Raw genomic sequence first — 21,344 nt, forward strand, 5'->3', positions numbered from 1 at the left:
AATCATGCCGGAACTACCGGAAATGGAAAACTACCGAAAACGTTTATCCCAGAGCATCGTTAACGTACCGATTACGAATGTGGTGGTCAATCGAGAGAAATCGTTAAATGTGGCTGTGGATGAGTTTCAGTCCGCTCTTCAAGGCGGGAAGATCATATTCGTCGAGCGTAGAGGCAAACATCTGATATTCCATCTTCATAATGGTGGACGGCTTCTGTTACATCTCATGCTAGGAGGACTGTTGTACTTGGGCAGAACAGACGAGGAACGACCGTCTCGCTCCACCCAAATCGAAATTACGTTTGGCGATCATGTGCTGTATTTTATCGGACTGCGACTTGGTTATCTGCATTTGCTCTCAGCCAGAGATACGGATGAAGCCTTGAAAGAACTTGGCCCCGAACTGCTGGACAGGCGAATGAACAAGAGCAGATTCATGCAATTGATTGGCAAAAGAAGAGGCGCTCTTAAAAACACACTCGTGAATCAACACGTTGTGGCGGGAATCGGCAATTGTTATGCTGATGAAATCACCTTCGATGCGCGGATTCATCCGTTAACCAAGATACAGGATTTGACGGATGAGCAGTTGGAACAGTTGTATGACAGCACCGTGAAGGTGTTAAACAAGGCTACCGACGGCGGCGGGTATATGGAAATGCCGTTCCAGGAAGGCGACCAGTTGACCGGGGCGTATAATGATGCGTGCAAGGTGTACGATCGGGAAGGTGAACCGTGTGTGCGTTGTCAGACGCCGATAGTGAAGGCCGAGCATAGCTCTCGCAAGGTGTTCTATTGTCCGAACTGCCAGCATGAAGCATAACATTCGAATTGGCAGTCATGTTAGCACCAAGGGCGGATTTCTTGCAGCAGCCCATCGCGCGGCAGCGATCGGTTCGAGCGCTTATCAATATTTTCCGAAGAATCCGCGCGGCCTCCAATTAAAAAATCCGGATATAAACGATGCCGCAGCATGCGCTGCTTATTGTCGTGAACACGGGATCGCATCGATTGCTCATACGCCGTATCCCACGAACATGGCGGTTGGCTTGACGCGTGGCAAGGAACTTTACACATTGACGGTAGAGTCGCTGAAGAACGACTTGCTGATTGCAGAGGCTTGCGGCTCGCTTGGTATTGTTGTTCATTTCGGGTATCTGAAGAGTGAGGACATACTGTCAGGTTACCAGAACGTTATTCACTGCATGAATGATGTCCTGCAAGACTGGCATGGCGTGGCGAAGTTGCTGATCGAGAATCAGGCCGGTGATCATGGCTCAATGGGGATGACGCTTGAGGAATGCGCAAAAGTCAGGCAGTTGGCAGACTTTCCTGAGAAAATAGGTTTTTGCCTCGATACCTGCCACTTGTTTGCTGCAGGAGGCTGGAATGTTGCACGTACGGATGAACTTCTCGCACGTGGCCGTTCGCTGGCATATTGGGACGCATTGGAAGCTGTGCATTTGAACGACTCCAAATATGGAGCCGGTTCAAGAAAAGACCGACATGCCCGTATAGGCCAAGGCATGATCGGAATGGAAGCGCTGAAATCATTGGTGTTATCAGCGGAACTCAGGAACAAGATATTCGTGTTGGAAAGTGAAAAAGGGGACGATGGCACGCATCGCGAAGACGTTGCCACGGTGCAGTCCTGGTCCTGAATCAAGGGAGAGTGTAAGTATGATTCATCTATACTTAGACGACTGGAGACCGAATCCGAAAGGATTCACGCTAGCTCGTAACGGGGAAGAGTGTCTGCTGCTACTGCGTGAGTGTGAAGTTGACGTGTTGTCACTTGATTACGAGCTGGGGCATGGCCAAATGAACGGCGGGGAGGTCGTGTCGGCGATCATTTCCGAAGGACTTCGCGCCAAGGAAATCTATCTGCACACGTCAAGTCCATCCGGTCGCAGAGTGATGTACGAGTTACTATATAAGCATATGCCTGAAGAGGTCATTGTTCATAACGGACCGATGCCTGATGAGCTCCGAGCTGCAGTTGCTAAGGGTGAGAGATGATTGAAGTCACCGAACGAGAGCTGCTGGAGCGAATCGACTGGCAGGAACGGTTGGCGAAGCGCGATAACATAATGAATCCGATCATTGTGTTCCTGACCACACCTTTATGTGGGACTTGCGCCGCTGCCAGAAAGATGATCAACGTTGCCGAGCATGTGCTTACAGAATCGGAACTGCTGGAAGCCGATGTGAATTTTCTGCCGCTTACGGTAGAGCGCTATCAGATCCGTAGCGTTCCTGCCATTCTCGCAGTCAATCCGAAGGCTACGGCACCGGAGCAATATGAGGTGCTGTACCGTATGGGGTCTGTGCAAGACATTTTGGATTTTGTGAGGAGTGTGAAGGGATGATCTCCATGCGCCATCTGACTTTGATCAGGGATGAACGATATATTCTTGACGACGTCAGCTTGGAAATGTCTCCAGGACAGAACTGGGTTATACTTGGGCGGAACGGTTCGGGAAAAACGACGCTGCTGGAAATGATGACAGGCTATATGTTCCCTTCCAGTGGTCGAGTTGAAGTATTAGGGAATGTATACGGTCAATGTGATGTTCGTGAAGTTCGAAAGCAAATCGGCTATATTAGCCAATCTCTGCTTGAGAAGCTGGCATTCGTTGATGCGGTGTGGGAAGTTGTCGCTACGGGTGCGTACGCTTTTCTGAGATTCTATCAGGATATTCCCGAAGAAGTTCGGAGGCAATCGTACCAGCTGTTAGAAGAGATGAATCTAGCTCATCTTGCTGAGCAACCTCTTGGGACTCTGTCGCAAGGAGAGCGTAAGAAAGTGATGTTGGCACGCTCATTGATGGCTGAACCCCGTCTTCTGATCATGGATGAACCCTGTGCAGGCCTTGATTTATATGAGCGGGAGAACATGCTGTTGGAGATTGAACGCCTTAGACAGCGGGATATCGGCGTTGTTTATGTCACGCATCATATTGAGGAAATCGTCCCTTTATTTACACATGTTGCTTTGATTAAGAATGGTCGCTTGACGGGGGCGGGATTGAAGGAAGAAGTGTTGACCAATGAACTTATTAAACAAACTTATGATATCGAGGCTCAGCTGGCATGGGATAGCGGACGTCCCTGGATCAAAGTTAACTCTGGAGGTTAATCCGTTTTGGATGAATTAATTGTAAGCAATGAACAGCATAACGATCAACAACTGCAGAAGGATGTACATTGCAAGTTCGTATGCACTGCCAACCACGGGTTTGCCCCTTATGCGCAGGAGGAACTGCGGCGCCGATTTGGCAGCCTGAAAAGCTCGGTGCTCATTCCTGGTGAAGTGTTCGTGACGACTTTACAGGAGGACATGGGAGAAGCGACTGAGCGTATTACTACAAGACCGCTTATATTTTTGCGGCATCTGTTCCCTGTTCATCTTGAGGTTCCATCAGAGGATGCGGATGAAGCATTGCGCGTAATCGAACAGCATCTTTCCCAGCAAGCGTATCTGGAACAGACGCAAGTATCCATTCAGGTCCGAAAAACCGAAGGCAGTTCCTGGACCGCTAACCCGGCGGCGCTGCGAGATGAAATTCAGCAACGGCTGGCGTCGCTTGAGCTCGGTTATTCCGTGCAGGATCCGGAGTGGATCATCTCGTTGTTCGCGGCGGACAAGGTTTGGTACGTAGGGGTATCTCGTCCTGCGGACAATCTGTCGGATTGGAACGGTGGCGCTATTCGCTTTCAACGGGAAGAAGGTCAAATTTCGAGGGCAAAGTTTAAGCTGCTTGAGGCTGAGCAGCAGTTCGGTATCGCTTTTGAAGGGTTCCGCAATGCCGTTGATATTGGAGCAGCACCAGGCGGGTGGACGTCGTTTCTGCTTGAGCGGGGGATGCGTGTTACAGCCATCGATCCAGCCAAAATGCACCCTTCACTTCAAGATCATCGCAATCTGCGTGTGATTTCCAAGAATGCGGGAGAAGTGAAGTTTCGTGAGCACGAGTTTGATCTGCTGGTCTGTGACATGAGCTGGAGTCCGAAGCAAATGGCGAAGCTTGTAACCGGGCTGCTTCACTGCCTTCAGATGGGAGGTACCGCTGTCGTGACGGTGAAGCTGTTGACCAAGAAACCGATGGCGCTGATCGATGAAATGATGTTGGTGTTTGAAGCAGCCAGAATGCAAATTCAGGGTGCGAAACAACTGTTTCATAACCGGGATGAAATTACGCTCTATATGATCAAATACTAAAAAAAGACTTTACAAAATAAAAGATTATATTTTATAATGATTCCAAAATTAACCAAACAACAACTATTGGGAAAGCATCCCGCCATACATCATTTTATATGATGTGGCGGAATGCTTTCCTTTTTTTGTTGTGTGCTTGTATGACAGGAGAGAAGGCGGATGAAACATGCTCACTTATTGGTGCATGGGGAAGTATTAGGAGAGCGGTATGTGATTGACCGCATGATTGGTGAGGGGGGAATGAGCCGCGTATATTTGGCGGACGATACGAAGCTGCCCGGCAAGAAGTGGGCGATTAAAGAAAGTGTGTCTGAACCAGGCATGCAGCGTACGGTCCATGATGAAGCCCAACTTCTTATCAAGCTCAGTCATCCGAGATTACCTCGGATTGTCGATTTTTTTCATCTATCTGCCGTCGGATACTCTTATCTTGTCATGGATTACATTCAAGGGATGACGCTGGAGAAGTATTTTCGAGGGCACCGCGATAAGATAACGCCTGATTTTTTGTTCAGTCTTACAGAGCAATTGCTGGATGTACTCGAATACTTGCACCGACATGAGCCCCAGGTTGTTTTTCGTGATTTGAAGCCTTCCAATATCATGTTGACGGAACAACTCGAAGTAAGATTGATTGATTTTGGCATTGCTCGCAGCTATAGGCAGGAGGGCGGAGAGGACACGGTCAAGCTAGGCACGGTAGGGTTTGCAGCGCCGGAGCAATATGGCGGGCGGCAAAGTGATGAGAGAGCGGATTTATACGGATTGGGCGCCATTCTGCTTTACCTCGCGACAGGTGGCAAATTCAGTGAATGGATTACCGGTGTGGAGCGACATATTCGCGGCGATCTGGCTAGAGAGATGGTACCCGTTATCCGGAAGCTGCTGCAATATGCGCCAGAGCACCGATATCAATCCACGATGGAGGTCAGAACGGCACTGAGCATGATCTGCGAACAACTGGACCATCTCCGGTCAGAACAGGAGCGGGTACATTGGTTGTTGCTGTGCTGGGTGCCTCAGCAGGGGTAGGGACTACACACAGCTGTATCGCATTAGGGCACTTTCTCGGCTCGAGGTATGGAAAAGTGGCTGTAGTCGAACTCAGCGTTAAGTCGACAGCGTTTAGCCGTATTCAGGAAATTGCCGAAGGCAGCAAATTAGGATCCAATCGACAATTTGAGATTAATGGGATTCACTTCTGGCGTCAAACCGCGAGGAATGAAGTGATACCCCTCCTTGGGGGAAGTTATGACGCAGTCGTTCTTGATTTAGGGTCATACCGCGACAGTGAGCGGTTGGAGGAATTTCTGCGTGCAGATCTGCCGATTGTCATCGGTTCAGCTGCGGAATGGAGGCAGCACGATCTCATAACATTGGCACGCATGTTGGCAAGGCATCCTCAAACGAATCGGCTGTATGCATTACCGATGGCTGGCGCGAATCCCGTTCGGGAGATGCGACAAGTGCTGGGCACGAGTAAAGTGTTTAGCCTGCCATTACAACAAGATCCGTTCGAGATGAATGATGATAGTCAAGTAGCGTTCGCACAGATGCTACAGGATTATTTGCCTGCGGCAGAGCCAAGACGCAGGTTCAGATTTCGCAAAAGCTAAGCCGATCAAGTAAACACAGGAAGTATCGCAAGCGAGGAGAAGGAGATGACAAAATGCCGATTATTAAACGGCGCAGCCGCAAGCTGATATATGCAGGGCTTGCCGGTGCAGCCGTGGCAGGGGCGTTATGCACCGGGATTACGATCTACTACATAAGTGGTTACCAGGATCAGCATCGTGCACAGCGCACGGAATACGAACAGCGGATTACGGAGTTGGAGCAAATTCAACAGGAGCAACAGATAGCAACAAGAGTGGCTTGGGCACCTCTGCGTGATATACCTCCAGGTCACATGATCGCAGAGAAGGATTTGATGGAGGTCAAACTTTCTTATGACGGAATGCCGGCTGATCTGCCGGTAGGCAAAAAAGACATTGCAGGCAAAGGTGTCAAGATAGCACTTTCGAAAGGAACGCCCATAACAACTGGGATGTTGTTTCAGGAGGAGCCGACCCCAGCGGATTTGCGGCATCGGGAGATGAGGGCCGTCTATCTGCCAAGCAGTATGAAGCAAGGAGATATGGTGGACGTTCGCATTCAATTTCCAACGGGCCAGGACTATATTGTCTTGTCCAAGAAGAAGGTGGACAAACTTCAAAGTCCGGCATTCTGGACAACAATTAGTGAGCAGGAAATACTCCTACTCTCAAGTGCATTAGTTGATGCTCATTTACATCAGGCAACGTTGTATGCACTCCAATATGTTGAACCTCAGCTTCAGAACAGGGCTGTTCCGAACTATCCGCCGAATGCAGAGGTTACCCGATTGATTGCAAACAATCCGAATATAGTGAAGCAAGCAGAGCGAGGACTGGAGATCGCGATTCGTGAACTACTGGAGTCTGATCTTGGTGAACGCAGAGAAGGTTCACATACACAGGTCTCGGATATGCCTATCCACTCGTCGATCAACAACAGTGTGCGTACTCCCGATTCATGGAGCTCTGCAAGCAGCTTGCCACTGGATCCTTCCTATTCTGCCGCAGGGAGAGCGGAGGAATACAACGAGCCTGAAACGCGAACCCAAGCTAAAGCGAGGGAAGACGCGGACCGGGAGGCAGAGCAAATCTTGGGAGGAACAAGTTCAACGAGCGAAACACAGTCGACCCATGAGGATCAGCTTGATGATGAGTTGATATTTTCTAGCCCTTAAATTTATGTGAAAGGAGTGGTAAGAGATGAAGACTTGGATCTTTACAGGCGTGTGTGACAAAAGCGATTTGCTTCTGTATATGTGCAAAATATTGGCGCAGGGAGATCACCGAGTATTGCTTGTCGACGGCGCATTGGATGCGAAATACAAACATTGTATCGGTGCCCTACATCCTCAACTACCCATTGTTGAATTCGCTGGATTTGATGTGGCTACCGGCTTCGAGAACTTGACCATACTGAATCAATTTCTGGAGAGCTCCGTCGAGGATGACTACGACTATATCGTACTTGATGTGGAGAAGGCCCAATTCCTGAACGCCGAACAATGGGAAGCTGCCGATGCTTATGTATGGGTTAGTGGGTTGGAGGTTTCAGGATTGAAGAAAAGTTCAATATTACTGGATGAATTGCAAGCCACAAGACCAGAAGCGGGATTGCCTTCATTTCACCGCGTATACGTACATATCGTTGAAGAACTCTCGGACGAGTCATATATTGATAGCTTTATCGCGGAAGACCGGTTGCAGTGGTTAGGACCACCGGTCATTATGCCTTGGGACGAGTTGTTTATTACCTTGAAGATCAAGAACGAACATGCCGGAAGGCTGGGAATCAAGCCGTTATCGAGGCAATATAAACGGTCTTTGACCGAATTGATCTGCAGATTGTCCAATATGGAGCTGCGCTACATCCGACGGGCACTAAAGCAAGCGGAGAGGAGATATGCATGAGTGTTATTGCGGTATGGAGCCCGCTAAGAAGTGGCAGCGGCGCCACGATGTTCGCTACTAATCTGGCTATTATGATGGCCTATGAGTATCAGGTCAAAGTGCTCCTTACTCACGGAGGGGGCGCAGGCGAACGAGTTGAGCAAGGATTGGCATATGCCAGAGAAACGATGGATCGGGTGATCGCGTTTCAGGATAACGGGATGGACGCACTTGAACGACTCAATACGAGTGGCAGACTGAATCCCGAAGCCCTGCGTAATTATACGTCTCCTCTATTGTCTGATCGGCTGGATCTTCTTCGTGGAGCTTCACGATTTGTGCAGACACAGCAGGATGCAATTAAGAAACTGAAGGATCAAGCGCCGACTGGTGAGACATTGATGTCTCGTGTGATGCAGGCATCGAAGATCAGCCATGATATCACTATAGCCGATGCAGGTAACGGATGGCCTGGGGAATCTGATCGTTCAATACTTGGTTCAGCTGAGCTTGTCGTTATTGGTTTGAACCAGAACATGCACGTGTTAGAGCGTGCGATCGGAAGTCAACTTCCTGAAGAAATAAAGAATAAACATTGCATCTACGTCATTGGGAAATACGACCCCGAGAGCCATTGCACACTACAGAATATCAAACGGCGCTATGGTCTGAAGACGGGCGTGTACGGGATTCCATATTGCTCTGGTATGACAGATGCCTGGAATAGGCGTGCCGTTCTATCCTACCTTCAGCGCTTAAGAGGCAGCGGGGATGGCAGACGGACACATCCTTTCTACGCTACATTGCGACAGACAGGGGATGGTGTAGCACAACAGCTCGGCTTCTTGAGAGGTGTACCGTCCACAGGAGGCACGCATGTACTTGGGTAACTCTCTGAATACCGTATGGATGATCATTATTCTGCTGCTCGTATCGTTACTACTCTATTTACGTTATAAGGACAGAAGGAAGCCTGTTGTGTCCGTGTTGAGAGAGGGTGAGCCCTATTCGATCAGTGCCATGACTTCTTATGTCAAAGATACGCTGCATCAACTAACGCACAGTCAATTATCGGATTTGGGCCTTCACGCGGAGGAGTACAGACGAAGGCTCAACAAGCGGAGTGAGCTTAGACGTGCACTAAAAGGCTGCGTTTCTGGCGGTGTACTCGACAAGATTTATGTGAAGGATTATCTGAAGGGATTGCTGGTAAGCAATCTGGGCTTGAACGAGTCGAACATTAACGCGGCGATACCATTTGATAATCGAAGTGAACTGACATCACAGGATCAATTCGAAATCATCTTATTTTTGTATAAACTTCGGCATGGACAAGATGGATTATCCACTCTGCTCGAAACGTATGATCTTGCGCGTCCACGAATATTGTCTGGATACGGCGAAGACAGCGTTTACGCGGTGACGGCTGAAGATATTGATTATATTTATGAGCTTGAGCAGCGGCAGCTTGCGTTCGAGGAGAAGCTGGAGATTGTGGTCCAGCGTATATATCAGCAGTACAAGGGATTCTCGGTCATTGATGAGATCCGGGATCAACGGATTGACGGAGTAAGTGGTGGAGTCAGTGGCGTAATCCATGAGTTGGAGGATCCATATCAGATGTCCAGGCATGATGTAGACTTGATGAGCGTAGGACAAGATCCAGAGCGAGGGCCGGCAACCGGTTACGAAAGTGTGTGGATATTCTATCGTGGGATATCGATGCATCTTGGGTTCCTCTCGTTTGGCAGCATGCTGGAACTCAAACGAGTCTGCCAAAATATTTACAAATACAATCATCCGGGTCAATTGTCAGAAGCGAGCGGCTACAAAGTCAACGAGATGAAGGATGGCTCGCGCGTCGTTGTGGTGAGACCGCCTTTCGCGGAGTCGTGGGCCTTCTTTGTTCGGAAATTCGATCTGCCCAAAGCTGCATTGGATCAACTCGTTACGGGTGACGGTTCGGAGCTGGTCATCGAGATGTTGAAGTACCTAATGAAGGGAAGCCGAATTACGGCAATCACCGGTGCTCAAGGATCAGGGAAAACCACTTTGTTAATGGCGATGGTTGGACATATTTATGCGTCTTATACGCTCAGGGTTCAGGAAATGGCATTTGAATTGCATCTTAGAAAGCTCTACAACAGAAGGAACATCCTCAGCTTCAAAGAAACGGAGCATATTAGCGGGCAAGCAGGACTCGATCTTCAAAAGAAAACGGATGGTACGGTTAACATTCTTGGCGAGGTTGCCAGTGACGAAGTCGCGTCATGGATGATTCAAATGTCTCAGGTAGCCAGTTTGTTCACGGTGTTTACACATCATGCAAAGACATTCAACGATTTGGTTCAGTCGCTTCGTAACTCATTATTGAAAAGCGGAGTATTCAGACAAGAGCACATCGCCGAGCAGCAGGTAATAAGCAGCATTAACTTTGATATTCATCTCAAGAAAGACGCTAGCGGCAACCGTTATATTGAGCGAATAACCGAATGTATTCCGTGGGACGACAATACGGGATTACAAAAGGGACCTAGCGGCAAACCCTATACCGCCCGCAACATAATCGAATATCAGTCGGGACGCTATGTTGCTATTGCCAGTATGTCAGAGCAGACGATTCAAGCAATGACAGAGCAGATGCAACCTGAAGATGCAGCAAGCTTTGAATCCTTTGTTCAAGGTGGGTGGGGGGAGAGATATGACACCTAAAGATCTTTTTGTTCTCGTACTCCTACTTTCGCTGGGACTCTTTATGCTAACCTACCTCGGCATCGTATGGTTTTCCAGGAAGTCGGGCGATCGGGATCGGGTCAATCGGATAGATCGACCAGATTCTAATCATTCAATGAGAGACCACGTTCGCAGAGGGTTTCAGTGGGCCTACGTTCAGGTCGTTAAATTGCCGCTTGCCGGAGCTTACGTGCAAAGGATCAGGCGCCGTATTGCAATGATTCATCCCTTCGATGAAATTGCACTCCGATATGAGACCATGAAGTTAATCGTTGTTATCATCAGTGTGCTAGGGACTGCGTTACTCCTGCTGATCTGGACTCACCCGAGTCTCAGCTTTATTCTCATCGGATTTCTTGCAGCCATTGTCATTCATAATATGCTAATCGAGATGTTCATTCATCGGCTTGAGCGAAAGCTGCTCCTCCAATCTTTAGAGCTATTTTCATATGTCAGGCATCATTACCAACAACACGGTATGGTTGAAGAAGCGATTTATGAAAGTGCGGAGGCTGCAGGACATGAAATATCCATTCAAGCTCAAGTAATTTACAACGCATTGGTATCAAGCGATCCGGATGAGGAGTTGGAACGTTATTATGAGGTCGCGCCGAATCGGTATTTGAAAGCTTTCGCGGGAATATCACATCTTGTCATGGAGTTTGGTGATCACAAGAAAAGCCAAAGCTCGATCTATTTGCACGGATTGAGTGGAATCAGCAAAGAAATTAGGCTGGAGCTGCTTCGCAGAGATAAACTCGATTACCTGATGAAAGGTTTGAATGTCATTGCTCTAGTTCCGGTGTTTTTCACTAAACCGATCGAACGTTGGGCAAGAATGAGCTTTCCGGCGATGGATGAATTTTATATGAGCAAGCTCGGGTTTATTACAAAAATTTCGATTTATGTCATTATTCTTATCGCTTACTTGCTATTGCAGAGGCTTCAGCATCAACGCGATACCGATTATCGTGCGGGGTTGGAGAAGTCGAAGATGTCATGGGAGGAGAGAATATACCGGCTGCGATGGGTGCAGCGACTCGTAAGGTTAGCAGCGCCTGTTGCCGGGTCAGCTACATATGAAAGGCAGTTGTTATTACTTAAAGAAAGTAATGCCCGGATTAAATTTGAGTGGCTATATGTTCGGAGACTGTTGTTGCTCATAACGACGATTGTGATGACACTTTCTCTTTGTATCGGTCTTCATATGCAGGCCAGGTTTCAATTGCTGCATATGCCTGTCTCCATGAACAACACGTTATTCGGACAGATGAATGACGTGGAACGACGGCAGGCTGAACATATTGTTGATCGAGATCGTTCTGTCATACAGCAGTTGGAGATGGATAATAAGGCCAGTAGACAACAGGTTGAACGGGTCGTTACAGAACAATATGAGACCGAATTGACCAAAGAACAACTGGACATTACGGCAGATCGGATTATTACCAAGCTTGCACAGTACAACAGCGAGTATGTGAAATGGTGGGAACTCTTGTTGTCGCTGGCGGCAGGGATGATCGCGTATATGGCTCCGCTGTGGTTCTTGTACTTCCACCGGAAAATGCGTCATATGGAGATGCGCCATGAAGTCTATCAGTTTCAGACCGTCATCTCCATTCTACGGGGGATGGAGCGAATCTCCGTAGAGGGGATATTGGAGTGGCTTAATCGATTTGCTGTCATTTTTAAGGTGCCGATCCAGAAGTGTCTGCTGCATTATGAACACGGTGCGCAGTTAGCATTGGAGGAGCTTAAGGAAGACGTCTGGTTTTCGGATTTTCAACGGCTGATCGACAAGCTGCAGCTGGCTCTGGATAAGGTTCCGATTCAAGAGGTGTTTGACGATTTGGACAGTGAAATGTTGTTCAGCTTCGAGCAGCGTAAGCAGGAATATGAAGCGATGATAGACACGAAGGCAGCATGGGCGAGAATGATCGGTTTTGCGCCGATGTATGCCCTCATATTTATGTATCTCGTCATACCGCTGATCGGTATGAGCTTCACGCAAATGGGGAGCTATTACGAGCAAATCCAAAGACTTTAGAAAATATAAGAAAAGAGGAATGGGCCCATGAATAATGCATCTTCTGCATTAAAAGTTGCAGCAGGCATTTTTTTAACGATTGCTTTGATTACGATTGTAGTGATTCTCTTCATTTCAGCACAAGAGGCGACCAAGACAGCCCAAAATAACTTCTCCGACATCCAAACCGAATTGTCGCAAGCTGCTTTTACCGTCTATGACGGTACGACGATCAGCGGCTCACAAGTGACCAACGCGTTAAGAAAGTACAAGGATAAGGATCAGTTCGGTATCTTCATTGCAACAGGAAAAAATAAAACTGGCCAGTGGTACGGCAATGTTCTGGATACGGACGGTTCGATACCGAACCCGAATTCGCGCCAGGGGGATATCGGCTTAGTGATGGACGAGAGCAGTGTGGAATACGTCAATCCAAGCGGTAAATTCAAGGCAAGCATTGTGAAGGATAATTCCAACGTCATCCGTGGGATCAAGTTCGATCAGTGATGGTCTGGATGACCAGGGAGTGCCATTATGCGTGAACAAACCGAAAGCATACTCCATTTGGCAGCAGCTCTGGCGCTATTTCTCGGAGCTTGTATTCATGCTCTTGCTATCCAGCAAACGGTGGAGTTGGGGATCCGGAACGTTGCGATCACGACTCAGGAGCAGCATGGCGGTGTAGCGACTGTAGATAAAGTGAATCAAGATGAAACTCATACATATAAGGGCAGTGCCGTGTTGTTCACGTTACGGGAAGTTCAAGTCGGTCGGTATGATGTACTTATTGATGGAATACCATTCTATGCTGGCAGTGATCCTGAACAAATCGATGTATCCATGATTGATGGACAAGCGAATTATTACGTAAATTACGAGCGTAACGCTGCTGGCATGGTGACCCGAATGATGTTTATTAAAGTGAGGTAGCAACAATGTCCAACGCTTTATCGAAATGGTTCGCAGCTTTCCTGGCTTTGCTGCTGCTCTATCTTGTTCCACTGGGTGAGGTGTCCAGAAGGCAGGACGATCTTTCTCGACTTGTAGTCTATCAGTCGGTGACCAAGTTCGTGGACAGTGTAAGGACCAAAGGATACATTACACCGATCATGTATCAAGGATTCCTGCAGGAATTAGCCGCGACGGGGAATGAGTACGATGTCCAGATGGAACATCATCATAAGAAGTATCATCCCGATTATGATGATCCAGCCGATCCGGCCACGTTCCGGAATCGGTATGTTGTACTCTATGACACGTATTACCAGGATGATGTGCTGGCTTATTTGTTCCCTGATTCTTCAGCTCCGAAAGATGACGACACCCGTAGATATCATCTTGTAATCGGTGATCACTTTCAAGTCAGTGTTCGCAGTTTGAATCCAACGTCAGGCATGACGTTATTTGATAGCTTAACCGGTGCGAATTCTGCAGGGAAAGCAGCCATCGCATTTCCGTATGGAGGACTGGTCTTGAATGAAGATTACTGATCTGGCTATTATATTTACGGCTATCTTCCTTCCAATGTTTATTATATTGGGATTCAGATCGGAGAATCTGGAGGATATTCGATATGTAGAGTTGAAGTATTCGTCAGCTTTGCGTACAGCGGCGCAAGATGCTGGCTTTATGCTTAACGTCAATGCGAGTCAGGGGATGGAACCTGCATATGATTCATTGAAATTTATGAATGCCGATAAGGAATTAGCCTTGGAATCGTTCGCCAAGACGCTTTATATCAATATGGGTATCGCTGAAGATCCAGCTGCACAAGCAGCACTGTGGTGGTATATCCCGGCACTCGTTGTGATCGATTATGACGGTTATTACATCTATGCTCTGCAAAGCTATGAATCCGACGCGGGTGAAGAAGTGCTGCAGCATGTCTGGTCACCCAAAATTCCGTATGCGTGGACGGACAGTATAGGGAACAGTGTGCATTTCACGCTAGATTCTTACGTCAACGTCTATGAATCAGCTTCCAGGCAGTGGCAGCGAGGTTATCAGAAAGAGTTATCGGGGAGAACGTTGGTGAGGTTATTAGATAATGAGGATACCTTCGAACAAATGAGACGTATCACGATTGTGAACCAGATTCAGGAACACTTAACGTATTATATACAACGACATAATCAAGGGGCTCTGCGAAACGGTATATCATACAACTTTATGTTGCCCTACATCGCGCAAGAGGAATGGCTTAACACGATAGATGATATTGGACTGCTTGCGTTTATACAAGGTTTACCAATTGGAGATCAATATTACAACAATTATGCACTGGGAGGGGGACGATTGGTTAAGAACCCGGTCTACTATGGAAGTATGGATCACAGAGGTATTAGGTACTATTACCGTGAAGTATGTTCTTTTGGTGACGCCATATTAGAAGTTTTTCCAAGTGCCAAGCAAGCGGCGGCCGCGGGATATCTGGAGAAAAGTTGTGTTAATCCAGGGGTGTTATGAACCCTTGAAAAGTTGTAGTTTCAGCTATGCTCCTCGTTGTGATACAATAAATTCTTGACTGTGTATAACACGCTAATTTAACATGATATCAGATATTTCATACAGACAGGAGTTACTATAGCCATGAGTTTATTGACTGTAGAGAACGTATCACATAACTTCGGGGATCGTACTCTATTTAAGAACGTATCTTTTCGTTTGCTGGCGGGCGAGCATGTAGGATTAGTCGGCGCAAACGGTGTTGGAAAATCAACCTTGATGAATATCCTGACGGGGCAGTTATTGAAAGATAGCGGCAAGGTAGAATGGACGCCGAAGATTCGTTACGGTTATTTAGATCAGCATACGAAGCTGACACCAGGAAAAACCGTGCGAGACGTGCTTAAGGATGCTTTTTTGCCCTTGCTTGAGCTCGAGAAGGAAATGATGGAAATCACCAATAAGATGGGTGACGCTTCACCGGAAGAATTGGAGCAATTGCTTGAAGAAATGGGTGAAATTCAGGAACAGCTAGATATTGGTGATTTCTATATGCTTGACGTTAAGGTAGAGGAGATGGCTAACGGACTTGGTTTGTCCGTTATCGGTCTGGATCGCGATGTAGCCACTTTAAGCGGTGGACAGCGCACGAAGGTATTGCTAGCCAAGCTGCTTCTGGAGAAGCCGAACGTTCTGCTGCTGGACGAGCCTACGAACTATTTGGATGTTGAGCACATCGACTGGCTGACGCAATACTTGAAACAGTATCCGTATGCGTTCATGCTTATTTCCCATGACACGGAATTCATGAATCAAGTAGTTGATGTGATCTATCATCTGGAATTTGCCAAATTGACCCGGTATACGGCCAACTATGAGAAATTTCTGGAGATGGCCGATATCAATAAGAATCAGCATATTGAAGCGTATGAGAAGCAGCAGGAATTCATCAAGAAGCAAGAGGATTTCATTCAGCGGAACAAAGCACGATATTCTACATCAGGACGTGCGAAGAGCCGTGAGAAGCAGCTTGATCGCATTGATCGAATCGATCGTCCGGAAGAAGCGGCCAAGCCCGTGTTCAACTTCAAGGAAGCAAGAGCTAGCGGCAAGACGGTATTTGAAGGAATCGATTTCGAGATTGGTTATGACCGTCCGTTGCTGCCGAAGATGAATATCACGATAGAACGAGGCGAGAAGATTGCTATCGTAGGCTGCAACGGCGTAGGTAAATCAACGCTGCTCAAGACGATACTCGGTAAAATTCCGCCGATTAGCGGGAAAACCTATCAGGGTGATTTTCTGGTTCCTGCTTATTTCGAGCAGGAGGTACGTCCTGGGAACCTGACCCCGATTGACGACGTGTGGAATGAGTTCTCCCATATGAATCAGCATGAGGTTCGGGCAGCGCTTGCTCGCTGCGGGCTCAAGAACGAACACATCACACGCCAGATGAAGGCGCTTAGTGGTGGTGAGCAGGCGAAAGTACGTCTGTGCAAGTTGTTAATGCGCGAGAGCAATTGGATCTTGTTTGACGAACCGACGAACCACTTGGATGTTGTCGCCAAAGAAGAATTGAGACGGGCTCTCAAGGAGTACAAAGGCACTATTCTTCTGGTTTCCCACGAACCGGAATTCTATGAAGACTGGGTCACAAAAACATGGAATGTTGAAGATTGGTCTTTACAAAATTCGTAAGTGGCAAAGGCACGAATCCATGAACAAGGCGGATAGTTCGCTGAATAAACCGAAAGCCCATCCTGCATCAGGATGGGCTTCATATTATTAGGGGGTACGGACATGAATGAGGAGACTGAGCAGATACGTGTCGACCGTTATTCAAGGCAGATCCGATTTGCCCCATTTGGCAAGGAGGGACAGGCACGTCTTCGTGCAAGCCATGTTCTTGTTGTTGGTGCTGGTGCGCTCGGAAGTTCGATAGCAGAAACACTCGTGCGCGCTGGTGTGGGCACCTTAACAATGGTCGATCGGGATTATGTAGAGTGGAGCAATCTGCAACGACAGCAATTATATACAGAGAACGACGCTATTCATCGCTTACCCAAAGCGATTGCGGCTGCCCAGCGGCTGCGTGAGATCAATTCGGAATGCCGGATCCACGTCAGTGTCATGGACGCACGTGCAAATGAATTGGAGCAGTTGTGCCAAGACGTTCAGTTGATCATGGACGCCACGGATAATTTCGAAACTCGTCTGATCGTGAATGATCTTAGCTATAAATACAGGATTCCTTGGATCTATGGGGGGTGTGTCGGTAGTTCAGGTGTGAGTTTTACCTTTCGCCCTGGTGCAACGCCTTGCCTGAACTGCTTGCTTGGTCATATTCCGCTGGGCGGTGATACATGTGATGTGAACGGCATTCTGCCACAGGCGGTACAGATGGTCACTTCGCATCAAACGATGGAAGCCATGAAATGGTTGGCAGGTCAAGAGCACATGCTTCGAGACAACATGATCTCTTTCGATGTGTGGCGTAACGAGCAGGTGGCGTTTCGGGTGGATAAAGCGAAGAAAGAAGATTGTCCGACCTGCGGGGGGAGTCCCGACTATCCGTATCTGTCTGCTGCAAATGTAGAGAAAAGCGAGGTTCTGTGTGGCAGGGATACGGTTCAAATCAGACCCGCCAGCACGAAACAGTTGGAACTTCGACTGTTGGCCGAAAGGTTAAATCAGCTAGATGATGGAACTGCGACGCTCACGCCTTATATGGTTATTTATCAGAATCAGCATCATCGTCTCGTTATTTTTGCCGATGGTCGGGCGCTGATTCACGGCACTTCAGACCTAGCCGAGGCCAGATCGATATATCATAAGTTCGTCGGAGGGTAAGAGGCGAGCGTGCATTTGCACGCTCGCCTCTTATGGTTTATTGAATTGTCAAGTTAAATCCGGGTTGAACGAAGTGTACGTTCGGGTGTGCGATATTTTGTAAAGTCAGGTTGTTGAAAGTCGCTGATCCGTTGCCGGTATACGTGTATATCGCAGCACCCGGGTGCGGAGTGGTGAATCGGGAACTGGTTACACCGTCAAGACCGGTTCCGTTAATGTTGATATTGTTAAAGACGACATTCTGGAATCCGCCGCCATAGCCGAACTGAATGGCACTGCGCTGCGTATTTAGAATATCGATGTTCGTGAACGTTACGTTCCGAATGGCGTCGTTGGATGCTTCGAGATCGATAGCGCCTCGTTCCCCGTTGTACAGATCCTTACTGGTACCACTGTTAATAATTGTTGTGTCGGAGAAGACAATACCTGTATTGTTCTGGAAATGATAGCCGGGGAATACGGTGTTCATTCGGATCGCTGAACCGCCTACTGTGTCAACAATGAGATTATGAGTAGCCTTATGACCGCTTCCGCCGAAGAACGCGATTGCAGCTGCCCGCCAGTTATTCTCAATCGTATTGTATGAGAACGTATTGTTGACCCCCACTGGTGCGCCATTGACGTTGCTGGTCCACACGGCAAGTCCGTCATCCCCGTTATTGCGGACACTGCTGTTGCGAACTGTGGAGTTACTCGTGCCTTGGGCGAAGTTGACGCCGTCTGCCAGATTGTTGCGAATTCGACTGTTCTCAATGATTAAGCCATCCGCAATAATCGCTGGGGTATGGGCATAATCACCTACCCAGAAGCCGCATTCGAAATGTTCGACCCATACGTTATGGACTTTGGAATTCTTACCGAAATTGTCCATGAATCCTTTATAGACGGCGTTCTGATTGTATCTGGAACGCAGATTGGAATTAAGGTAGACATGACTGAAATCCAGTTTCCCTTTTACGCGTAGCGAGATACCTCCTGAAGCTGCGTTTGGATTGGTAAATTGGAGGTTCGTATGCCAGATGCCGGCACCCATGATCGTAATGTCATCGATCATGTTGCTGACGGAACCGATCGTCCACATATTGCCGAGATGGAACGTGCCCTCAGGAATATACAAGGTCTTGCCCGAAGAGACGGCAGCCGTGACAGCCGCTTGGAACGCTTGAAGATCGTCTTGGCCATCGTTGGCTATTGCGCCAAAATCCGTGACCGCTACGGAATTGGCTGGTCTTGGAATCGCCGTAGGCACAGGCTCAATCTCAATAAAGTCAACACCATACTCTAAATTGTCCGCTCCGCTTTTTTGAATGCGAATGAGATCGCCTGGTTTTAATGGCGTATCCAATTTAAAGTGCACTTCATCAAACCGGAACAGCGGGCGGCCGCCTCCAGGTTCGTCAGACGGGTGATCACTGGAGAAGTATTGCCAGTTATAGTAGGAAGTCAAAGGTATCGTCTTTACCTTCGTGCCATTGACGTAGGCGTCAAGGGAACCATTCAACCCCATGCCATTGGAGGAGTCAGGCATCGTAAATCTCATCGTAACGCCTGCCCCGCCTTCACCCTGACGAACTTGCCATTGCAGGTAGGAACCGTTGCTCGGAAGCCCGATATACCGCTGTCCGGAAGCTTCCGATGCCGTAAGTGCTTGATCGAACGTAGGGGCAGCGTACACAACAGCACCACCGCCACGTGCAGCATCTTCAGAATCGTAACGTTTATAAGGCATGCTCGCACCACGAGATGAATAAACCGATAAATTGGTGGAACTTACGTTATTCTCACGTTTAACTGGTAATTCGTTAGCATCAGGCGCCACCGTCGTCGTGACATTGTAACTGCCGTTCACCGCGGTCCAGGAACCGGTAATAGGAACGTTGACACTCGCACCTGCTGCGATGACTCCGTTGTGAGAACCTGTTAAGCTGCGGAGTGTTGCACCTGCGGCATCCTTTAGGACAACCGTAATGGAATGAGGACCACTGGTCGTCGCTTTATTACCCTGGTTCTTGAGGCTCACGTTGAAGGTTACGGCATTCCCTGCAACCGGATTACCCGGTGTCCAGTTAACAGTCCCGATCAGATCGGCGCTCTCCACTGGATTGACCGCGAGTGGAACTGAGTGGGCGTACCGGTTGTTTTCTTTGTTCAGTTCTATATTCTGATTCGTCTCATCCACGATGGCGCTTACCGAATAGGAGCCTGAGGCTTTGGTTCCGGCATCAGCCGACACCGTGATTGAGGCGCCTGGAGCAAGTGCACCAACGGGAGCCGTTCCCGCCAACGTGTTATTTAAATAAAAATGGACTGTAGTAGCTGTAGAAGCCGCACTGCCGATATTCTGAACGGTAGCGCGCAGCGTGATGGGATTCGTCTCTGATGGAGTGGATGGCGTCCACGACATATTCGTGATGGTGAGATCCGGATTATGGGCAGCTGCTCCGTATACTTCAAATTCCGCGATCTGCCCGGCAGATGCACCTGTATTAGCTGTTATATTTAATTGCAGGCGCTTGACCGTTGCCGTCACCGGTATCGTGACCGAATTACCCGATGCCGGATTAAATGTGTACGGCTGAGCAGAAACCAGATTGCTGAATGATGTGGTGTTCTGGTTATGACCGAGCACTTGAATTGTCTGCGTGCGCGTGCTCCATTCTGACGAAGGATTTAACTTCAATACAATGGAAGTGATGTCGTGGTTCGCGCCAAGGTCCAGCGTCAATGAGCTTGGATTGGCACCGCCTTCCCAATACGTATTGATATTTTGATCATTGGCATTAGCAGCCACATACGTGAATGTGCTGGAAGAAGCCGTAATTGGTTTGCCGATGGAGAGGTTGCTGCCAACCGGAGGAATCGGAGGCTCCGGCTCTGTTATGTCTGGGCCGTAGATCTCAAGCTCGGATAGCTGGGCAGCTGGCCAGACCGTGTTGGCTGTAAAATGAAGCCTGAGATAGCGCGTGCTGGTTGTATTAAATTCTATGGTAACTGTGTTGCCAGAAGCGAGAGGATTGAATAGATAAGAAGCCGAAGCGACGATATCACTGAAATTCGAACCGTCATTGCTGCCTTGTATCGCTAATGTCTGTGTACGAAGTTCCCAGCTAGCTGGAAGCTTCAATATGACCTTGTTAATATTTTGACTTGTTCCAAGATCTACCGTGACCCATTGTGGAAAAGCGTGGTTGGCGCTCTCCCAATACGTTCCGGGGTTGTTGTCATTGATATGATTCGGACTGTAAGTCTGGGATTGTCCGCTGGCAGTTACCGCTTTACCTAACGCCAGATTGGTTCCGGCGGCTGCGGCGACGGTATCAGGGGCAACCGCCGTGGCAAACCAGGTGGAGACCAGCATGGTGAACACAAGTGACCATGCCATAAACTTTCTGTTCATTGTATTCCTCCTCTCAATTTAAACCGATGTAATTCGATACACGCTGAAAGTTCAACCTCCTTTTCTTTTCATTAAGAGGATTATAAGAAATAAACATGACATGACATAAGAGGTATTTCTACGGAAATGATATGCGATATCAACATGTTTGAATGTGTTCCTAAGGAGTGAAAGGTGAGCAAATCAGAC

18 protein-coding genes and 1 pseudogene are annotated in these 21,344 nt (G+C 48.2%); 18 read left to right on the forward strand and 1 reads right to left on the reverse strand.

Translation table 11 applies throughout. The annotated features are described in order from the left end of the window. Positions 1-4: 4 nt before the first annotated feature. The 18 genes and pseudogenes from mutM (at position 5) to JCM10914_RS06220 (ending at position 17,758) form a co-directional block, all read left to right on the forward strand. Positions 5-823 carry a DNA-formamidopyrimidine glycosylase gene (gene mutM, locus JCM10914_RS06135; RefSeq protein WP_023958624.1) on the forward strand — a complete coding sequence of 273 codons (819 nt, stop codon included), beginning with the start codon at positions 5-7 and terminating at the stop codon, positions 821-823. Then, positions 813-1,661 carry a deoxyribonuclease IV gene (locus tag JCM10914_RS06140; protein WP_023958627.1) on the forward strand — a complete coding sequence of 283 codons (849 nt, stop codon included), beginning with the start codon at positions 813-815 and terminating at the stop codon, positions 1,659-1,661. The genes mutM and JCM10914_RS06140 overlap by 11 nt, the downstream gene beginning before the upstream one ends. 19 nt (positions 1,662-1,680) lie before the next feature. Beyond that, a complete protein-coding gene (locus JCM10914_RS06145) occupies positions 1,681-2,019 on the forward strand; it encodes a cyclic-phosphate processing receiver domain-containing protein (protein WP_023958629.1) in 339 nt (112 codons plus the stop codon). Continuing rightward, positions 2,016-2,369: a thioredoxin gene (locus JCM10914_RS06150; RefSeq protein ID WP_023958631.1), complete on the forward strand. Its 354-nt coding sequence runs from the start codon at positions 2,016-2,018 to the stop codon at positions 2,367-2,369. The genes JCM10914_RS06145 and JCM10914_RS06150 overlap by 4 nt, the downstream gene beginning before the upstream one ends. Beyond that, positions 2,366-3,139: an ABC transporter ATP-binding protein gene (locus JCM10914_RS06155; RefSeq protein ID WP_023958633.1), complete on the forward strand. Its 774-nt coding sequence runs from the start codon at positions 2,366-2,368 to the stop codon at positions 3,137-3,139. Before JCM10914_RS06150 ends, JCM10914_RS06155 begins: the two co-directional genes overlap by 4 nt. A 6-nt stretch (positions 3,140-3,145) precedes the next feature. Beyond that, positions 3,146-4,222, forward strand: coding sequence for an SAM-dependent methyltransferase (locus JCM10914_RS06160; RefSeq protein ID WP_023958635.1), 1,077 nt, complete (start codon positions 3,146-3,148; stop codon positions 4,220-4,222). Positions 4,223-4,381: 159 nt separating this feature from the next. Beyond that, positions 4,382-5,838 (forward strand): annotated as a pseudogene (locus JCM10914_RS31675) (serine/threonine protein kinase). A gap of 53 nt (positions 5,839-5,891) precedes the next feature. Beyond that, complete coding sequence (locus JCM10914_RS06170) at positions 5,892-6,992, forward strand: SAF domain-containing protein (protein WP_023958640.1); 1,101 nt, start codon at positions 5,892-5,894, stop codon at positions 6,990-6,992. 25 nt (positions 6,993-7,017) lie between these two features. Next, the gene (locus JCM10914_RS06175) at positions 7,018-7,725 is read left to right on the forward strand and encodes a hypothetical protein (protein ID WP_023958643.1); all 708 of its coding nucleotides are present in this window, start codon (positions 7,018-7,020) and stop codon (positions 7,723-7,725) included. Next, entirely contained in the window at positions 7,722-8,594 is an 873-nt protein-coding gene (locus tag JCM10914_RS06180; protein WP_023958645.1) for a hypothetical protein, read from the forward strand. Before JCM10914_RS06175 ends, JCM10914_RS06180 begins: the two co-directional genes overlap by 4 nt. Continuing rightward, positions 8,581-10,416: an ATPase, T2SS/T4P/T4SS family gene (locus JCM10914_RS06185; RefSeq protein ID WP_023958647.1), complete on the forward strand. Its 1,836-nt coding sequence runs from the start codon at positions 8,581-8,583 to the stop codon at positions 10,414-10,416. The genes JCM10914_RS06180 and JCM10914_RS06185 overlap by 14 nt, the downstream gene beginning before the upstream one ends. Next, entirely contained in the window at positions 10,406-12,484 is a 2,079-nt protein-coding gene (locus JCM10914_RS06190; protein WP_036717174.1) for a hypothetical protein, read from the forward strand. Before JCM10914_RS06185 ends, JCM10914_RS06190 begins: the two co-directional genes overlap by 11 nt. Positions 12,485-12,511: 27 nt before the next feature. After that, entirely contained in the window at positions 12,512-12,970 is a 459-nt protein-coding gene (locus JCM10914_RS06195) for a hypothetical protein (protein WP_023958651.1), read from the forward strand. A gap of 27 nt (positions 12,971-12,997) precedes the next feature. Then, positions 12,998-13,393, forward strand: a complete 396-nt coding sequence (locus tag JCM10914_RS06200) for a hypothetical protein (RefSeq protein ID WP_023958653.1) — start codon at positions 12,998-13,000, stop codon at positions 13,391-13,393. Positions 13,394-13,398: 5 nt separating this feature from the next. Then, complete coding sequence (locus tag JCM10914_RS06205; protein WP_023958655.1) at positions 13,399-13,953, forward strand: hypothetical protein; 555 nt, start codon at positions 13,399-13,401, stop codon at positions 13,951-13,953. Further along, entirely contained in the window at positions 13,940-14,929 is a 990-nt protein-coding gene (locus JCM10914_RS06210; RefSeq protein ID WP_023958657.1) for a hypothetical protein, read from the forward strand. Before JCM10914_RS06205 ends, JCM10914_RS06210 begins: the two co-directional genes overlap by 14 nt. 123 nt (positions 14,930-15,052) lie before the next feature. Further along, positions 15,053-16,606 (forward strand): ABC-F family ATP-binding cassette domain-containing protein, encoded by a 1,554-nt coding sequence (locus JCM10914_RS06215; RefSeq protein ID WP_023958659.1) that lies wholly within the window; start codon positions 15,053-15,055, stop codon positions 16,604-16,606. Positions 16,607-16,708: 102 nt separating this feature from the next. Continuing rightward, positions 16,709-17,758 (forward strand): ThiF family adenylyltransferase, encoded by a 1,050-nt coding sequence (locus JCM10914_RS06220; RefSeq protein ID WP_023958661.1) that lies wholly within the window; start codon positions 16,709-16,711, stop codon positions 17,756-17,758. A 37-nt stretch (positions 17,759-17,795) separates the two neighbouring features. Here the strand turns inward: JCM10914_RS06220 and JCM10914_RS06225 are convergent, their stop codons facing one another. Beyond that, positions 17,796-21,155, reverse strand: a complete 3,360-nt coding sequence (locus JCM10914_RS06225; protein WP_023958663.1) for a discoidin domain-containing protein — start codon at positions 21,153-21,155, stop codon at positions 17,796-17,798. Between the last annotated feature and the right edge of the window lie 189 nt (positions 21,156-21,344).

The sequence above is a fragment of the Paenibacillus sp. JCM 10914 genome (assembly GCF_001315105.1).
GTDB lineage: Bacteria > Bacillota > Bacilli > Paenibacillales > Paenibacillaceae > Paenibacillus_AQ.

Excerpts from the sequence above, each read along its gene's own strand:
- JCM10914_RS06175 (WP_023958643.1), top strand. The coding sequence starts at position 7,018 with ATGAAGACTTGGATCTTTACAGGCGTGTGTGACAAAAGCGATTTGCTT.
- JCM10914_RS06215 (WP_023958659.1), top strand. The coding sequence starts at position 15,053 with ATGAGTTTATTGACTGTAGAGAACGTATCACATAACTTCGGGGATCGT.
- JCM10914_RS06185 (WP_023958647.1), top strand. The coding sequence starts at position 8,581 with ATGTACTTGGGTAACTCTCTGAATACCGTATGGATGATCATTATTCTG.
- JCM10914_RS06150 (WP_023958631.1), top strand. The coding sequence starts at position 2,016 with ATGATTGAAGTCACCGAACGAGAGCTGCTGGAGCGAATCGACTGGCAG.
- JCM10914_RS06145 (WP_023958629.1), top strand. The coding sequence starts at position 1,681 with ATGATTCATCTATACTTAGACGACTGGAGACCGAATCCGAAAGGATTC.
- JCM10914_RS06155 (WP_023958633.1), top strand. The coding sequence starts at position 2,366 with ATGATCTCCATGCGCCATCTGACTTTGATCAGGGATGAACGATATATT.
- JCM10914_RS06205 (WP_023958655.1), top strand. The coding sequence starts at position 13,399 with ATGTCCAACGCTTTATCGAAATGGTTCGCAGCTTTCCTGGCTTTGCTG.
- JCM10914_RS06210 (WP_023958657.1), top strand. The coding sequence starts at position 13,940 with ATGAAGATTACTGATCTGGCTATTATATTTACGGCTATCTTCCTTCCA.
- JCM10914_RS06200 (WP_023958653.1), top strand. The coding sequence starts at position 12,998 with ATGCGTGAACAAACCGAAAGCATACTCCATTTGGCAGCAGCTCTGGCG.
- JCM10914_RS06220 (WP_023958661.1), top strand. The coding sequence starts at position 16,709 with ATGAATGAGGAGACTGAGCAGATACGTGTCGACCGTTATTCAAGGCAG.
- JCM10914_RS06140 (WP_023958627.1), top strand. The coding sequence starts at position 813 with ATGAAGCATAACATTCGAATTGGCAGTCATGTTAGCACCAAGGGCGGA.
- JCM10914_RS06180 (WP_023958645.1), top strand. The coding sequence starts at position 7,722 with ATGAGTGTTATTGCGGTATGGAGCCCGCTAAGAAGTGGCAGCGGCGCC.
- JCM10914_RS06195 (WP_023958651.1), top strand. The coding sequence starts at position 12,512 with ATGAATAATGCATCTTCTGCATTAAAAGTTGCAGCAGGCATTTTTTTA.
- JCM10914_RS06225 (WP_023958663.1), bottom strand. The coding sequence starts at position 21,155 with ATGAACAGAAAGTTTATGGCATGGTCACTTGTGTTCACCATGCTGGTC.
- JCM10914_RS06190 (WP_036717174.1), top strand. The coding sequence starts at position 10,406 with ATGACACCTAAAGATCTTTTTGTTCTCGTACTCCTACTTTCGCTGGGA.
- mutM (WP_023958624.1), top strand. The coding sequence starts at position 5 with ATGCCGGAACTACCGGAAATGGAAAACTACCGAAAACGTTTATCCCAG.
- JCM10914_RS06170 (WP_023958640.1), top strand. The coding sequence starts at position 5,892 with ATGCCGATTATTAAACGGCGCAGCCGCAAGCTGATATATGCAGGGCTT.